At 39.2% G+C, this 16479-nt stretch carries 13 protein-coding genes; 3 read left to right on the top strand and 10 right to left on the bottom strand.

The features are described 5' to 3' along the window. Positions 1-40 precede the first annotated feature (40 nt). A complete protein-coding gene (locus tag AC1Z3K_RS05635) occupies positions 41-847 on the bottom strand; it encodes a WxL domain-containing protein (protein WP_426081188.1) in 807 nt (268 codons plus the stop codon). A gap of 238 nt (positions 848-1085) precedes the next feature. Here AC1Z3K_RS05635 and AC1Z3K_RS05630 point away from each other — a divergent pair, with 238 nt between their 5' ends. From AC1Z3K_RS05630 to AC1Z3K_RS05620, 3 genes are all read left to right on the top strand, one after another. Then, positions 1086-2024 carry an alpha/beta hydrolase gene (locus AC1Z3K_RS05630; protein WP_426081187.1) on the top strand — a complete coding sequence of 313 codons (939 nt, stop codon included), beginning with the start codon at positions 1086-1088 and terminating at the stop codon, positions 2022-2024. 361 nt (positions 2025-2385) lie between these two features. Continuing rightward, on the top strand, positions 2386-3759 hold the full coding sequence (locus AC1Z3K_RS05625; protein ID WP_461732109.1) for an MATE family efflux transporter: 1374 nt from the start codon (positions 2386-2388) through the stop codon (positions 3757-3759). 60 nt (positions 3760-3819) lie between these two features. Beyond that, entirely contained in the window at positions 3820-4266 is a 447-nt protein-coding gene (locus AC1Z3K_RS05620) for a hypothetical protein (protein WP_426081185.1), read from the top strand. Positions 4267-4364: 98 nt separating this feature from the next. Here AC1Z3K_RS05620 and AC1Z3K_RS05615 read toward each other — a convergent pair whose 3' ends face one another. The 9 genes from AC1Z3K_RS05615 to polA all read right to left on the bottom strand — a co-directional run bounded on the left by AC1Z3K_RS05615 (position 4365) and on the right by polA (position 16433). Continuing rightward, positions 4365-5285 (bottom strand): TMEM175 family protein, encoded by a 921-nt coding sequence (locus AC1Z3K_RS05615; protein WP_461732108.1) that lies wholly within the window; start codon positions 5283-5285, stop codon positions 4365-4367. A gap of 159 nt (positions 5286-5444) precedes the next feature. Next, the gene (clpB, locus tag AC1Z3K_RS05610) at positions 5445-8057 is read right to left on the bottom strand and encodes an ATP-dependent chaperone ClpB (protein WP_426081183.1); all 2613 of its coding nucleotides are present in this window, start codon (positions 8055-8057) and stop codon (positions 5445-5447) included. Positions 8058-8576: 519 nt separating this feature from the next. Next, complete coding sequence (locus AC1Z3K_RS05605; RefSeq protein WP_461732107.1) at positions 8577-9050, bottom strand: hypothetical protein; 474 nt, start codon at positions 9048-9050, stop codon at positions 8577-8579. A gap of 129 nt (positions 9051-9179) precedes the next feature. Next, the gene (gene dnaI, locus AC1Z3K_RS05600; protein WP_426081180.1) at positions 9180-10109 is read right to left on the bottom strand and encodes a primosomal protein DnaI; all 930 of its coding nucleotides are present in this window, start codon (positions 10107-10109) and stop codon (positions 9180-9182) included. Next, positions 10109-11521 (bottom strand): replication initiation and membrane attachment family protein, encoded by a 1413-nt coding sequence (locus AC1Z3K_RS05595; protein ID WP_461732106.1) that lies wholly within the window; start codon positions 11519-11521, stop codon positions 10109-10111. The genes dnaI and AC1Z3K_RS05595 overlap by 1 nt, the downstream gene beginning before the upstream one ends. Before the next feature lie 12 nt (positions 11522-11533). Further along, positions 11534-12019 carry a transcriptional regulator NrdR gene (gene nrdR / locus AC1Z3K_RS05590; protein ID WP_426081177.1) on the bottom strand — a complete coding sequence of 162 codons (486 nt, stop codon included), beginning with the start codon at positions 12017-12019 and terminating at the stop codon, positions 11534-11536. A 228-nt stretch (positions 12020-12247) separates the two neighbouring features. After that, the gene (gene coaE, locus AC1Z3K_RS05585) at positions 12248-12844 is read right to left on the bottom strand and encodes a dephospho-CoA kinase (protein ID WP_426081176.1); all 597 of its coding nucleotides are present in this window, start codon (positions 12842-12844) and stop codon (positions 12248-12250) included. Between the two features lies 1 nt (position 12845). Beyond that, a complete protein-coding gene (mutM, locus tag AC1Z3K_RS05580) occupies positions 12846-13685 on the bottom strand; it encodes a DNA-formamidopyrimidine glycosylase (protein ID WP_426081175.1) in 840 nt (279 codons plus the stop codon). Positions 13686-13787: 102 nt separating this feature from the next. After that, positions 13788-16433, bottom strand: a complete 2646-nt coding sequence (gene polA, locus AC1Z3K_RS05575) for a DNA polymerase I (protein ID WP_461732105.1) — start codon at positions 16431-16433, stop codon at positions 13788-13790. Positions 16434-16479 lie beyond the last annotated feature (46 nt).

Genomic DNA, 16479 nt, shown 5'->3' with positions numbered 1-16479 from the left:
GGTCGTATGTAGTGACCCAAGTCTTTTGGTTATTGTTTTATTATTTTGTAACTTCTACGGTCCAAGTAATTGTAGAGGTATATGCCCCGTCTTCTGGAATAATCGTTTTATTATCTGTTCCTAAAATGATATTTTCTTCTGTATAGCTGTATTCTTCATGTGCGCGAATTTCAGGTTGGTTAAGAACCTTCCCTTCTTGATTCGGTGCTTTAAACGGAGAAATTAAGTGTTTCCCTTTTGCAGCACTTCCCTTGTACGCTGCAATGACAGTTTTTTCTTCTGTAAGTGTTGCATGGTCTGCTAACCAGTAACTATTATCTGGTAATCCATTTGAACTATACCCATCTACTTTTTCACCTTCCACTTCAGCATTGTCGGTAAATTCACCAAAATAGAGACGTTCATTCTTCATTTGTGCTCCTGTTTCCACATGTGTCATTGGTGTCCGTTCCGCACAAAGTTTCCACTCACCAGGATTAGTTGATGGGTCTGTAATTCTAACTAAATAGGCTCTCGCGTCAACATATGTCCAATAATCAGCAACATGTCTCGGCATAATATGAAGACTATTATCAAACGGATTTTTCATCCAATCATTGTAAAATGAATCTTCCCAGCTAAACTCATTAACCATTGTATATCTTTGATTAATGGTTGGATGATAGGCCTCTCTATCTAATGACGTTTTAATAGCCCCAAAATCTAAACTTCCAGGTGCAGCTTCTAGTGAAATTCCACCAGATTCTACCTGAACTGGCATCTCTGTTGAAGCTTCTTCAGCATGTACCCTTACTCCGCCAACAGTCCCTAAAACTGTTAACATCCCTAAAATAACCCTTTTTTTCATTTTATGACCTCCCTAGTTTATGTTTCAATTTTATTTTAACATTAATCTTGTTATTTATTTTCTCTAATTTTTTTTTAAAACATAAAAAAGATGATAATATTTGATATTCGGAATTTTTTTATTAAATTTAAGAAAGTATTTTTATTTTAATAAAATATTTTCTGCAAATTTTGTATGGATAATATTATTTTCTAGTGTTACAATGTAAGCGTATAAAATAACTATTAAGGAGAACTTTATGAAAAAAACACACAACTACCATTCTGATTTCGATCAACTTAGTGAACAATATGCTTTCCTAAATACTGCTACCTTGGAAGATTTTGCAGAATTAAACGTTGACCTACGGAAAGCATGGGCAGCAAACGATAGTGATGAAGAAGTAAAAGTCACAAAAACACAAATTAAAAGCTCTGATGGTTACCTATGTGATATTCAAATTATTGAACCTGTGGGACTTAAAACTCCAGCACCTTGTCTGTTGTTTTATCACGCAGGTGGTTTTTTAATTACCGGGATGGCTCATCACATTGACCTGATTCGTGAGTATGCGTTGAAAGTTCAATGTAAAGTCATCTATATTGATTACCGTCTTATACCAGAACATCCATTTCCTGCAGCAAGTAACGACTGTTACGCTCTTTTAGAGTGGGCCTATGAAAATTCAGAGAAACTTGAGATTGACCCAAAACGCATTGCTATTGGCGGAGATAGTGCCGGGGGTTGTATGACAGCAGTTGTGGCTCAAATGGCTCGGGATAAAAATGGTCCTGCATTAGCTGGCCAAATGATGATTTTCCCTACTACAGATGCAGCGATGAGTACTAAATCAGCTCAAGAGTTTGTTGATACACCAATTTGGAATAGTAATTTATCAAAAATGATGTGGCCGCTTTACTCAAAAAACGGTGATTTTGGAACACCCCAATATCTATCTCCTATGCAAGCAGAAAGCTTTGAAAATCTGCCAAAAGCATATATGGAGACTGCTGAATTCGACTGTTTAAGAGATGAAGGAATAGCTTATGCACAGGCACTGAAAAATGCAGGTGTTCCAACAATTCTGAATGAGACGAAACGAACAGTCCACTGTTATGATGCAGAACCTAATAGCAGTATTACAAAAGAAAACATCGCAAAAAGAATCGACTTTTTAAAGAGTATTCTTTATAACTAAGCTTTGATTCTTAATTAAATAAAAAGGTTCTATATCAATTTGTGTTGGTAGGACAAAAACTGAATAGAGTCATCGTAGCGCTTGAAACAAAAAAACAGAGAATCTGTGGTTTTGTTTCAAGTTCTTTTTTGAAAGAAGAAAGGAGCACAAATGATCTCGGCAGCTGGCCGTAAGCGACTTGGCAAAACCCGTGCCAAGTCCATTCCTAAATCGAGTCAAAGCAGCTGTAAGAACCTGGACACACAGTCGCTAATTCCCTATAAAAATGAGTATTTTCCATTCTTATCTTGACCAGCTTATTTTCTGATGGTAGACTTTAATAGAACGTTTGTTCGAAAAACAAGAAGTTGAGGTTTTAAGTATGGAGCAGGATTTAACATTTGGACACCCCATAAAAAAAATACTCTGGTTTACGATTCCAATCTTTATCGGAAATCTATTCCAGCAGTTTTATAATTTTGCAGATACAATGATTGTTGGACGCCTGTTAGGTGTCAATGAACTTGCTGCTGTGGGAGCAACCGGCAGTCTAATGTTTGTTGTTCTTGGATTTACACAGGGATGTGGAGCAGGCTTTTCAATTATTCTCTCTCAGTATTTCGGTAGTAAGGATGAAAAGAAAGTTAAAGAAGGTTTCGCCGTCAGTATTTTTTTAAGCTTAGTTATCGCTGTTATTGTTACAATTGTAAGCTTTGCATCTATTCGTCCTCTGCTTCAATTTATGCAGACCCCAACGGAAATTATGTCTCTTTCCTATGATTACTTATCAATTATTTATTTGGGAAGTATTGCTGCATTTGCGTTTAACTTGCTAAGCAACATGCTGCGGGCACTTGGTGACAGTAAAACACCTTTATATTTTCTAATCTTGGCCTGCATTCTAAATATCTTTTTAGATTGGTTTTTGATTCGCGTTATTCCGATGGGTGTTGGCGGAGCTGCTGTTGCAACAGTCATCGCTCAAGGTGCTGCTTCAATTGCCTGTATTATATACATTGGTCAGCGTTTCCCACTCCTTAAAATTAAGAAAAGGGATTTTAAATTGGAGCGTAGTGAAATAAAGAAGCAGCTGACTTTAGGAATCCCTATGGGCTTTCAATACTCAATTATTGGTCTCGGTCAGGTTGCTCTGCAATATTCTCTGAATCTTTTAGGTACTGCAGCGGTGGCAGCTTATACAGCAGCCGGCAAGATAGAATTTTTCTCGTCAATGTCCGTTCAGGCATTAGGAACTGCCCTTGCTACATTCGCCGGACAAAATTTTGGTGCTGGTAAAATAGAACGAATTCGTTATGCTTTCCGAAAAATACTATGGATTGCTCTAGGCATCGCGGTTTTTATGGGCGCTATTAACTGGTTTTTAGGTGATTTCCTGATTGCTCTATTTGTTTCAAAAAGCGAAACAACGGTGATTAATCTCGGTGTTCAGGTACTACAGGCTAACGGGTTGAGCTACTGGCTCCTTGCTATCCTGTTTATCTGTCGCTTTACGCTACAAGGACTTGGTAAAAGTGTCATCCCCACTGTCTCAGGTATTATGGAGTTAGTCAGTCGTTTTATCACTGCTTTTATCCTATCCAAACAATTTGGCTTTTTCGGCATCACTTTAGCCAACCCGCTGGCATGGCTGCTGGCTGCTATCCCTTTAGCCATTGCCTGTTACGTCACACTGCGTAATTTGAAACCTTCTGAAGAACTTTCTTCTATGGATTATGACGGTACTTTACTTGATTAACTTTGGGCCGTTGAAACAAGAATTGCTGTTGAATAAATGTCATGTAAAGGAGAACAAATAATGAGTATATGCAAAGAGTGCTATAGCTCAAACAATAGGATTACCCCTATTCGTGGAGCCAAAGAATGTCTAGAAACCCATACACAATATATTTGTGGAACGTGCGGCCGCTGCATCTGCATTGAAAAAGATCCTCGCAGACACCTTCAGCGTTGGCATTTTCCTTTCCAAAAACAGGAAACGGCATTACTCTACTTACGAACTGCTGACGTTAGTGAAAAAACAAACTGTGGCATCTATCAGCTAGCAGATGTCAGTGGAAGATTATCCTATAAAATTTTCCCAACAAAAGCCGCTTTGGAAAGCTATTTGATAAAAAATAAATCGAAAAAAAGTACTTCATACTCTCCAGTTTACCAACAGGCAATTTATCAGGTTTTTCCGGACACTCAAATTCGCAGACTGACATTGGATGAAGCGGCACAATACCTATCAGAAATAAGCTAAGTAGCACGATTACTTATATATACTAATGTGTATATTTTACTCGTTCGTTTAAACAAGGAGGTCTAACTGAGCATTACTCGTTCAGTTAGACCTCTTTGTTATTGTCTTTTTAATCGTTCACTCGTTCTTTCCATAATTTTTTCTATCTTTTGTTTCTCCATCAGTAAACGCTGTTGTTCTCGTTCATATTGGCGGCGCTCAGGTTCACTGGATGCTTTTCTTAGATTTTTTTCTGCTTCTTCAATCTGATCATTTAATGATTTTTTCCATTGCTGATTAAAATTCAGCCACCACTGCTGCTTCTTTTCACTCTCTTGGGAACCATCATTTAGAGAAGAACGGAGCAAATTCATATATTGTCGAACGTTGCCTCCCTTTTCTCTTCTTAAATCTTGAACATAATAATTTTTTTGTTCGGTATTCATCTGCGACACATAGGTATCTTCCTCACGATCAACAATATTCTGTAAAAATCCAAGGATTGGCAATACTAGATACGTGACCAAACCGAACTTTGGAAAGAAGTAGGCAAAAATTAGAATAATCAAGCGGAAAGCCAGCATCATCAATTGACGCTTGTCCTCTCTTTGGCGAAAATATTTCGGCAGGCGGTCCTTTTCCTCGATTTGTTCCCCCAAAGAATGAAGCAAAATAGACCATAACAGTGTCACGAAAAAGCTTAAAACACCGTATAAAAAAACAACTTGCTGATTGGTGTCTTCAATCAGTAATCTGGTAAACGTTGGTATCAAAGATAACGCGAATAAAAAGAACATATATACAACAAAATCTTTATTTTTTATTTTTCCAGTTTTAGAAAACTTTTGTGCTCCCTGATACCAAAGATCTCCTACAAAACAAAAACTAATAAAATAAATTCCAATGGAACGAAAAAGAATATAAAAATCTAATTCACCACTTGAAGAAAGCTTTATTGGCAGCTCTAATACAATAATCGTAATAATAATTGCTATGATTGCATCACCAAATGCAACAATGCGTTCTTTCATCTTTTCCATCATTTTTCTCCTCATTTCAGGTCCAATCTAATTAGTAAATCAAAACAACAGGGGCTGCGACGCAGCCCCTGTCAGCTCTTATTTACTATAGACCTAAACCAGTGGATAAATCAAATTATCTGCTGTTTAACCAGTTATTTATAGATTGTTTGTTAGTTCTTACGCTTGAACGGCTTCCAGTTGTTCATTTTCAAATACCAATTGACCATCCAGCAGCGTAATAGTTACTCTTGTTTTAGGAAGCACACGACCAGATACAATTTCTTTTGCCAACGGTGTTTCCACTTCTTTTGTTAAGAAACGCTTCAGCGGTCTAGCGCCATACGCTGGGTCATACGCCTGCTGAGCAATCCAGTCCTTAGCATCTTCAGAAATAACTAATTCTATTTCCTGATGCTCTAAACGAGCAGACAGCTGCGCCGTCAGTTTGGTAATAATGCCCTTCACATCTGCTAAGCTTAGTGGAGTAAACAGAATCGTATCATCAATTCTATTGAGAAATTCTGGTTTGAAATGACCTCTCAAAATCCCTCTGACCTGTTCTTCAACCGCTTCCGGGATTTCGCCTTCTGCAGTCACTCCTTCCAGCAGCAGCTGTGAGCCTATATTGCTGGTCATAATCATTACAGTATTTTTAAAGTCTACTACTCGACCTTTAGAATCAGTTAAACGCCCGTCATCTAAAGCCTGAAGCAAGATATTAAACACATCTGGATGAGCCTTTTCTATTTCATCCAGTAATACAATGGTGTAAGGGTTTCTGCGGACTGATTCAGTCAGTTGTCCCCCTTCTTCATAGCCTACATATCCTGGAGGAGCACCTACTAGACGAGAAACACTATGTTTCTCCATATATTCACTCATATCAATCCGTACCATATGATCTTCAGAATCAAACAGATTTTCTGCCAATGCTTTGGCAAGTTCTGTCTTACCCACACCAGTCGGTCCTAGAAACAGGAACGAACCTAATGGACGATTAGGATCCTGTAGACCTGCTCTTGAGCGAATCACCGCGTCGCTCACAGCATCAACTGCTTCATGCTGCCCGATTACCCGTTTATGAAGAGTTTCATTCAGCTTCATCAGTTTTTCCCGTTCCCCTTCAACCAGCTTGGTTACCGGGATGCCAGTCAATCGTCCGACAACTTGGGCAATTTCATTTTCAGTAACTGATTCCTGCACCATTTTTACATGATTATCTAGATTTTTTGCTTCCAAGTCTTTCAATTCTTTTTCAAGCTCTGGAATTGTCCCATGACGTAGAACTGCAGCACGTTCTAAATCATAATTATTTTCTGCATCCTCCAACTCATGCTTTGCTTTGTCAATTTCAGCTCTTTTATTACTAACCGCATTTACTTCATCTTTTTCTGTTTCCCATTGCAGCTTCATATTGTTCGCTTCTTCTCTCAGTTCAGCCAGTTCTTCTTGAAGATGTGTTAGACGCTTTCTGCTGGCATCATCTGATTCCTTCTTTAAAGCTGCCTCTTCAATTTCCAGCTGCATCAGACGGCGTGTTACCTGATCCAGTTCGGTAGGCATTGAGTTCATTTCAACGCGAATCGTCGCACTCGCTTCATCAACTAAATCAATGGCTTTGTCCGGCAGAAAACGGTCAGTGATATAGCGGTCAGACAAAGTTGCAGCTGCAACAAGTGCGTTATCATGAATATTTACGCTATGGTGGATTTCAAATCGTTCCTTCAGCCCCCGTAGAATACTGATAGTGTCTTCAACAGTAGGTTCTTTTACCAATACTTTCTGGAAACGACGTTCCAATGCTTTATCCTTTTCCATGTACTGACGGTATTCATCTAGTGTGGTTGCACCAATCAGATGTAGCTCACCCCGAGCTAGCATTGGTTTCAACAGATTGCCGGCGTCCATGCTGCCTTCTGTTTTACCAGCACCTACTATATTATGAATTTCATCAATGAAAAGGATAATTCGACCATCGCTTTTATTGACTTCTTTTAGCACTGCCTTTAGCCGTTCTTCAAATTCTCCACGGAATTTTGCCCCAGCAATTAAGGCACCCATATCTAAAGAAAAAATTGTTTTATCCTTTAGATTTTCCGGTACATCCTTGCGTACAATCCGCTGAGCTAATCCTTCGATAATCGCTGTCTTACCAACACCCGGTTCACCGATTAACACTGGATTATTTTTTGTTTTTCTCGAAAGAATTCGAATAACGTCCCGAATTTCTTCATCTCGTCCGATGATAGGGTCCTGCTTTCCGCTTTTCACCTGTTGAACTAAATCAACCCCATATTTTTCCAGCGCTTTGTATTGTTCTTCCTGACTTTGAGAGGTCACTCGATCTCCACCCCGCATATCTTCGATATTTTTTCTCAATTCCTTTTCTGTAATTCCTTGACTTACCAAGTATTTAGTCAACCGATAATTTTTTAGCTTCATCAATGCAAGCACCACAATTTCAGTTGATAAAAACTCATCTTGAAAGCTAATCCGCAGTTGATCTGCTTCATTTAAAAGACTGAATAAATTTTGGCTCATTGTTTGCCCATACTGGACATTACCGCCTTGAACAACTGGATACTCATCCAAAGCTCGATCAACTTCATGCTCAAATCCAGCAACATCCAGTCCTGCATCTGTATAAAAGTTACGTCCAAAATGGTTTGGCTGCAATAAGATTTTCCATAAGTGAGCAATATCTATTTCCTGGTGACGACGTGTTACCGCAATTTGTTGAGCTTCAGCAACGGCTTCTTGCAATGTCGTAGTCATTTTTTCTATTTTCATTAATTCTTTCCTCCTATAACAGTAATAATCTATTTATATATCCTCGCTTCTATTATGAATCTCCCATAACTAAAAGACAAAGATAACGAATGCTTATAGTTAAATTATAGCTAATTGGTCAGTAAAGGTCAAACTAAAAACAGTGCTTTTTACTGACTTTTTTTCATACTCTTTAGTTAGTCACTTCCACTAGAATCTTACCAGAGTTTTTACATAAAAAAATCAGACCTTAGAACGAACTACATACTACAATAACCCAAGTTAATCAGCCGCCCCCATTTAGACACTAAAAACCCCCTAAGTTAGATTTTCTGGTCTAACTTAGGAGGTGTATTTCATCCATTCTTTATTTCAAAAAATATTCCAATGAAGGTTGAAACAGAAATCTAACAGCCTCGAATGAAAAGCATTTGTATTTCCTGTTATTTGAAAAGCATTTTTCTTATTACCTAAATCCCCTGAAAGGCATCTTAGCATCTGCTAGTTTCTCAAGCTGTAAGAGCTCGTTCCAAACATGCACTATACTTTTTCGATTTGTTTAATCGAGTTCCCCGGAATTTGCGGTGGAATCGACATAGTCATAATTGGCAGTCCTGTTAAGGTGAAACGGATTTTATCCCCTTCCTGCAGTTCATTCAAAGTCAGTCCTTCTGCCAGCTGATTTTCTCCAGCATTTAAAATAACGCCATCTGATTCCATCATTGGTAAAATCGTTTCAGGGTCTTCTACTGCTTCAACAGATGTTAAGGTAATACGGACAGTACCGTCTGTTTCAGCAGCACCCGTGGTCAGCACTCCTGTAAAAACAGATTGTGTTCCTTGTATATTTGATGATGCGCTTGTTTCATCAGATTGCTCTGCAGTCTTATCATTTGTTGAGTGATCAGACATGTTAGCCTCACTGCTTTCTTTTGATTTATCACTGCCAGTACCACACGCAGCTAAAAGTAATACGGTACCCACTATACATGCAATCAATTTTATTTTTTTCATCCAAAAATTCCTCCATACATACTCATACATGTTATTTGAAAGTAAGCAAACAGACTATACATCCTCATTGGTAAAATTTTGAGAAAATAAATGAGTTTATACAGTCTGCCGTTTGTTCTGTCAGCTGAGTTAACCGTTTCTTCGGTCTTGTCCGCTCAGCGTAATTTCTTTTGCCAAATAACGTATCCGCTCCATCAGCCGCTTCGCCTTCAGCGGTTCTTGCTCACCTCTTTGAGAAATTGTAAGATGGCTTTCCAGCCCTTTCATGTCAAGGTTTGAAGAAAAGAAGGTAACTAGCTGTTCCTGCATACGGTATTGAAGTATTACACTTAGAACATCATCTCTAATCCAGCTGGTCATCGATTCTGCACCGATATCATCAATCATCAGAATTGGGGCTTTCTTAACTGCGTTCAGTTTTTCACCCACCAAATCCTTTGCGATTGCCTGCTTCATCTCTACCGTAAATGTAGGAAAATGAATGATTGTTGTTAAAAAACCATCTTTCGCTAAATCATTAGCAATAGCTCCCAAAAGATATGATTTTCCCACACCAAATGTCCCTTGCAGATACAATCCCCGATGAAATTCCTTAGGATTATTGACATAGGCATCAATAAATTTTGTTGCTTCGCTTAGGGCTTCAAAGCGTCCGCTTGATGACCGGTCAAATTTTGCAAACGTCGCATTCCGTATATCCTTCGGCATGGTCATTGCACTAACCCGTCTGCGGACTTCCTCTTCCTTCTGCTTGGCCAAAAGCAATTCTGTTGGGATATATGTGACATCGATGTAATGGAAGTTCAGAGTTAATTTTGGCTCATAGCCCGGAGCTATCATATTGGGATCGTTCAATTGAAACTTCTTCTTTTCCTGAACAAACTCATAGAGCTTCGAATAGCTTTTTTGAATGTCCTCATCTGTTAGCTGATCCCGATGGTCACTAATAAATTGTTTGACATCCGGATCTTCCATCACCGAGTGAACCAGCTCATTGAATCGTTCATTCAGTTGTCTTTGCCGGATGATTTTTGACATTTCTTTTCCTACATCTTCCACTATCGTTCACCTCTTCTCCTTAAGAATTCTTCCATTTCTCTATCTAGTTTTTCCTGTGCTTCTTTAGATAACTTTTCCTCTGGAACAGGATTATCTATCCAATCAGGCAGTTCTTCCTTTCGGACAGGATTTTGCCGGTAGCCGCTAGTATATTCGCGTTTTTTTCGTTTATTCTGATTTTCAGTTTGCTTATTTTTTAAATACTCCATTGCTTTTTCCGGAGAAAAAATTTCTTTTTTTGCCCAGTCGTTAGCAATTGTATAAACATACTCCGCTTTTAGCGTGGCTTGTTTTTGAATGATTAACACATAAGAAATTAAAATATTAATCACGCTATTAGGCAAGCCCGATCTCTTAATCAGATATTCAATGATATATTTTTCCTGTGCAATTTCAAAACCGCCCAGCTGCTCTTTTACTGCAGCTAGATATTTTAACGGCGGAATGGTTTCACTATCAATAATCGTCCGTATATCGTCATCTGAAAAGCCATCTTTTTTTAGTGAGTTAAACCGATACGTCCGTTGCTCCTCTTCTGTTAAAGCGGCCTGCTCATTTCTTCGCACCTGAGGTTCAGCTTGTTTACGCTGCTCCTCATAGTGCTTATGAACTGCTGCTTTCAATGCTTTGGTGTCAATTTCACTCGTATGGTAGTCAAATGTTTCTTTAGCAAATTCAGCGAGTTCCAGCTCATCAGGACCATACAAGCTATTCAATGTATAGACTGCTTCTTTAACTTGCTGAGAATTCTGCGGAATTTTTATTCCAAAACGCTCCACCTGACTGACAAAAAATGCCCAGTCAAACTGCTGCTGGTTCACCGCAGTCAACGGCCGACCCGATACAGGATCTTCAAAGGATTGCTTTAAAGCGTGAAGCAGCTTATGTTCTGAAACTAGCTGTTCTTCCTTAAAAGAGTATACCTCTCTATAAGTGGAAGAAATGTTTTCATAACCCGCTAAAGCTGTATACTTTGGCTGAAAGCGTTCAAACAACTGTTCAAATTTCTTTTTCCCTACCCGATTAAGTAAGGTTAAGGTCAAAATTTCATCTTTAAAAAAACGTTCTATACTCTCAGGATGATTTAACCGATATACATAGGTGATTCCCAGCTCACTATCTGTTTTCACAAATGTATCGAGTAAGCCGATTCCTTCCAGCTTCGCTCGAGCTTCTTCCAGCTGCCTGCTGCCAAGATCCAGCTGCATAATCAGCTCCCGGTGAAAACTTATTTCACTTAATCCAGCAGCAGAAACTTCTCCCAAAAGTGTCAAATACAAGCTAAATGCATTGGCTCCAACAATCGGCTGGTATAAAAATAGTAGGATTTCTTTTTCCTGATCCGACAACGGCTGACTAACCAGCACACTAAAGATATCTTTCGGTTGGATTTCTTTCCTGTTATTTTTCACGGAAAGACCTCCTTATTCATTCTCCGTATCATTTTTTTCTGATTGTGCTTTATCAACAATTTCCTGGAGCTCCTTCAAAAAGACACTCATATCTTTAAACTGACGATAAACACTAGCAAAGCGAATATAGGCAATCTCATCCAGCATAACCAGATCCTCCATTACGAACTCACCAATTAATGTAGTTGAAACTTCATTTTCACCTAGTTCACGCACTCTATTCTCAACATTATCAACAATTTTTACCATTTGTTCCATCGCAACAGGACGCTTTTCCGCTGAACGGATAAGTCCTCTTAAAATTTTATCTCTATTGAATTCTTCACGATCACCGTTTTTCTTAATAACAAGTAACGGAGCAGCTTCAATTCGTTCAAACGTTGTAAATCGGTTATGACAGTTTTCACATTCTCTTCGTCTACGGATAGCTCTCCCGTCATCAGCCTGACGACTGTCAATTACCCGAGAATTATTATGATGGCATCTAGGACAACGCATAGTGATCACCTCAATTTTCATTTAAGTTAGTAGTTATATTATAACACGAAATGTGGTGAGAATAAAAACCCTTCATCGCGTACCAACATTTTAACATGATACTGCACCGCTATGTTGTTTGAAACTACAATTATTAAATAAAAAACAAGCTTTACGCCTATTTAATTCAAACAAATAAATAAGAGAACTACAGTTTAGCAGCTCCCTCAATCTCTCTTTAGTCATCTTTTAAATTAGCCGCTCATCTTTTAGCCAATTCAGAATCTGTCTTTCCAATTTTTCAACGGTTCCCTGATTGTCAAAAACGATATCCGCTCTCTTTTTCTTTTCCTCAATAGGCAGTTGGCTGTTCATGCGCTGGCATGCTTCTACTTCTGAGATAGCATCTCTCGCTGCTAATCGCGTAACCTGTAGTTGTTCAGGGATATAAACAACTGCAATCCTATCCACTGAATCTTCATAGTTCTTCTCATAAAGCAAAGGAATATCCGCAATCACCAGTTGACTTGTCTCAGCAGCAGCTTTAATCGCTTGACTAATCTGCTCTTGTAAAAAGGGGGCTAGGGTATCATCCAGCAACGCTCGTTTTTTATCATTTGAAAAAATCAAACGCCCCAGCTTTTTGCGGTTCAACGTGCCGTCTTCGTTTAATATTTCTTCGCCAAAAACGGCTGTCACTGCTTTAAGTCCTGGGGTTTCAGGCTCAACAACCTGCCGGGCAATCTGATCAGAATCCACAACAGGGAAACCATTTCTTTTAAACACTTTCACGGCGGTCGTTTTACCTGTTGCGATTCCGCCGGTCAGACCCAAAATTAAGCTCATGCTACTTCATTCCTTTCAGCTTTTGGCATGTGGGACAAAAATGAGTACCGCGTTGAGCAACTTTGATTTTTTGAATCGGAGTGCCGCAGCGTAGACAAGGCTCTCCAGTTTGCCCATATGCATGAAGAGATATCTGAAATTTCCCAGCCTCGCCTAAGGCATTTAAATAGCTTCGAATCGTTGTCCCCCCAGCTTCAACAGCCCTTGCCAAAACATCAATAATTGCAGCGTACAGTGCTTCTGTCTCCTTATTTTTAAGACTGTCTGCCGGTTGCTCAGGGTGAATCTTTGCTTCCCATAGTGCTTCATCTACATAGATGTTTCCCAAGCCCGTCACTAGCTTCTGATCTAACAATAACGGTTTTATTGCTTTATGATGCTTTTTTAGCCCCCTACGAAAGTCCTTCAAATGAAACACTTCCGGCAAAGGCTCCGGACCTAAAGCCAGTATCCCTTTGTATTGACTTGCCTGCTCTTTATCAACAAGAACCATCCTGCCAAATTTTCTAACGTCCAGATACCGTAGTTCGGAGCCATCCGTAAACAAAAAGCGAACATGGGTATGCTTGATGAGAGTATCAGCCGCTGATTCATGAAATTCGTATTTCCCTTCCATTCTTAAGTGGGAAATCATATCAAAATCAGTTAGTTTAAAGATTAGAAACTTCCCCCGGCGTTCAACTGCTTTGATGGTTTGGTTTTTAAGCGAAAGCTCAAATAGCTCCTTTTCCGGCTGTTCGATAATTCGTCCCCATAATACCTGTACGTCTTCGATTGTTTTTCCTACTACCAATTTCTCCAGTCCTTTACGAACTGTTTCAACCTCTGGCAATTCCGGCATATTCGTCCCTCCAATCAGTTCAATTTTCATTGTCAAAACTGTTTACTCACTTCATTTAAATAAAGAGGCGCTGCTTAGCCGCCTCTTCGATTATTCCTTAGATTATTTTGCTTCATACCAGGTTTTTCCCCAGCTGCTGTCAGTAATCAACGGAACATGGAGTTTTACGGCCTGCTCCATCTCTTCTTTAACAATTGTTTTCAACTGCTCAAGTTCTTGTTCAGGGGCTTCAAAGACAAGCTCATCATGTACTTGTAGAAGCATCGTCGCCTGTACTTTTTCTTTTTTCAGACGTTCAGCCATATTAATCATGGCAATCTTCAAAATATCTGCTGCGCTGCCTTGAATAGGCGTATTAATAGCTGTACGTTCAGCAAAAGAGCGTAGATTAAAGTTGCGGGAATTAATATCGTTTAAATAGCGTCTGCGGTGATAAAGCGTTTCTACATAGCCTTTATCTTTTGCTTCACGGACGATTTCCTCCATGTATTTTTTAACACCTGGATATTTTTCAAAGTATGTGTCGATATACTGTTGTGCCTGTTTGCGGGTAATTCCTAAATTTTGCGAAAGACCATAATCACTAATCCCATAAACAATTCCAAAGTTTACTGCTTTGGCCTGACGGCGCATATTTGGCGTGACATCTTCCGGCTTTTCAAGACCAAACACCCGCATTGCAGTACTTGCATGAATATCTTGACCGTCAATAAAGGCCTGCTTCAAATGCTCATCGTCTGAGATATGAGCCAGAACGCGGAGTTCAATTTGAGAATAATCCGAAGAAAAAATCAACCAGTCTGCTTTTCTCGGAACAAATGCTTGGCGAATTTTCCGTCCCTCATCTAAACGAATTGGAATATTCTGCAGGTTAGGATCGACCGAACTCAACCGGCCCGTTTGAGTTAAGGTCTGAACATAGCGGGTATGGATTTTTTCATCTGGCTGAATAACTTTCAGTAACCCCTCCACATAGGTTGACTGAATCTTGGCAATTTGACGATAGGTTAAGATATCTTCGACAATCGGCGCTTGCTCCTTCAGCTGTTCCAGTACATCTACTGCCGTTGAGTAGCCTGTCTTCGTCTTTTTAATTACTGGCAGTCCCATTTTCTCAAACAAGATAACGCCCAGTTGTTTTGGTGAGTTCAGATTAAATTCTTCGCCCGCTTCTTCATAAATTTTCTGCTCAATACCTGACAGCCGTTCAGAAAACTCAATTCGCATTTCCTTTAATCGCTGAGCATCTACTCGAATACCAGTAATTTCCATATCTCCAAGAATTTGAGACAACGGCAATTCCATTTTATAAAAGAGATCCGCCTGATTCTTTTCTGTCAGTTCTTTATCCAGCGAATTCGTTAGAAAATGAATGGCTTTGATTTTTCGGGCTAAATGACTGTAAAACACTTCTTCATCTTCCGGCAGCCCTTTTTTTGCTCCTTTTCCATAGACAGCTTCATCTGAACGGATTTCAGTATAACCGTAATGCTGAGCTACACCTTCAATATCCGCATTGCTGTCGTTTGTATCCAGCAAGTATGCGGCTAAAAGAACATCAAAAGTTACTCCCTGCATCTTTCCCGAATACCTGTTTAATGCAACGTAGGTGCGTTTCATATCATAAACTTTTTTCTTATATACATCAGACAGCAGCCATTTAGTGAAATACGGATTTTCGAAAAGCGCCAAATCGCTAGTAACATAAATTTTTTCTTTTGTGCCCCATGCGACGCCAACAATTGGAGACGTATGGTAGTTATCCTCCATCATTTCCACATACAGAGCCATGTCGTCAGTAAACATTTCTTCAGTGAAGGAATCCACTACTTGAAACAGGACATCCTCCATTTCCTGATGCTCTTCTTCAATGTTAAGCTTGCTGAGAAACTGTTTAAATTCCATCTCCTTGTAGAAAGGAACAAGCTTGTCCAAATCCTTTCCTTCATACTTCAAGCTGTCAATATCAATATCAACAGGCGCATTGACTTCAATTGTTGCCAAACGCTTAGACATAAATGCCTGCTCTTTATCATTTATCAGATTTTCTTTCATTTTACTTTGCTTCAGTTCATCAATATGCTCATAAATCCCTTCAACAGAGCCATATTCCTTCAGCAGTTTAATCGCTGTCTTCTCACCAATTTTAGTTACGCCTGGAATATTATCGGATGTATCCCCCGCTAGACCTTTCATATCAATAATCTGTAAGGGCCTAAGTCCATCGTATTTTTCTGCCACATATTCAGGTGTATAGGTCTCCAAATCGCTTACACCCTTAACTGTAATATCAACTTTTACTGAATCCGTTGCCAGCTGAGTTAAATCCCGATCGCCAGAAAGAACAACTACATCAAACTCTTCTTTAGGTACCTTATTAGCTAAAGTTCCGATGATGTCATCTGCTTCATAGTTATCCAGTTCATAGTACTGGACACCGAGTCCCGTCAACAGCTCTCGAATGTATGGCATTTGTTCTTTAAACTCGCCTGGTGTTTTAGAACGCCCAGCTTTGTATTCTGCATAGAACTCCGTTCTGAACGTTGTTTTTCCAGCATCAAAAGCTACAAGCACATGAGTAGGATTTTCCTTTGCCATAACATTTTCAAACATTGTATTAAAAGCATAAATTGCATTCGTATGCAGCCCGTTCTTATTTTTGAAGCGTTCTAATGAATTGTGAAGAGCAAAGAAAGCCCGAAAAGCTACACTGTTGCCATCTACTAATAAAAGTTTATTTTTTGTCATTGAATTTTCTCCCTTTTCTTGGTTTTCTTCTACTCTATGGATTTAC

It is taken from the genome of Enterococcus sp. LJL128 (assembly GCF_056924295.1).
This window is presented reverse-complemented; position numbering and strand designations above follow the sequence as displayed.

Excerpts from the sequence above, each read along its gene's own strand:
- AC1Z3K_RS05635 (WP_426081188.1), bottom strand. The coding sequence starts at position 847 with ATGAAAAAAAGGGTTATTTTAGGGATGTTAACAGTTTTAGGGACTGTT.
- AC1Z3K_RS05630 (WP_426081187.1), top strand. The coding sequence starts at position 1,086 with ATGAAAAAAACACACAACTACCATTCTGATTTCGATCAACTTAGTGAA.
- AC1Z3K_RS05625 (WP_461732109.1), top strand. The coding sequence starts at position 2,386 with ATGGAGCAGGATTTAACATTTGGACACCCCATAAAAAAAATACTCTGG.
- AC1Z3K_RS05620 (WP_426081185.1), top strand. The coding sequence starts at position 3,820 with ATGAGTATATGCAAAGAGTGCTATAGCTCAAACAATAGGATTACCCCT.
- AC1Z3K_RS05615 (WP_461732108.1), bottom strand. The coding sequence starts at position 5,285 with ATGGAAAAGATGAAAGAACGCATTGTTGCATTTGGTGATGCAATCATA.
- clpB (WP_426081183.1), bottom strand. The coding sequence starts at position 8,057 with ATGAAAATAGAAAAAATGACTACGACATTGCAAGAAGCCGTTGCTGAA.
- AC1Z3K_RS05605 (WP_461732107.1), bottom strand. The coding sequence starts at position 9,050 with ATGAAAAAAATAAAATTGATTGCATGTATAGTGGGTACCGTATTACTT.
- nrdR (WP_426081177.1), bottom strand. The coding sequence starts at position 12,019 with ATGCGTTGTCCTAGATGCCATCATAATAATTCTCGGGTAATTGACAGT.
- coaE (WP_426081176.1), bottom strand. The coding sequence starts at position 12,844 with ATGAGCTTAATTTTGGGTCTGACCGGCGGAATCGCAACAGGTAAAACG.
- mutM (WP_426081175.1), bottom strand. The coding sequence starts at position 13,685 with ATGCCGGAATTGCCAGAGGTTGAAACAGTTCGTAAAGGACTGGAGAAA.
- polA (WP_461732105.1), bottom strand. The coding sequence starts at position 16,433 with ATGACAAAAAATAAACTTTTATTAGTAGATGGCAACAGTGTAGCTTTT.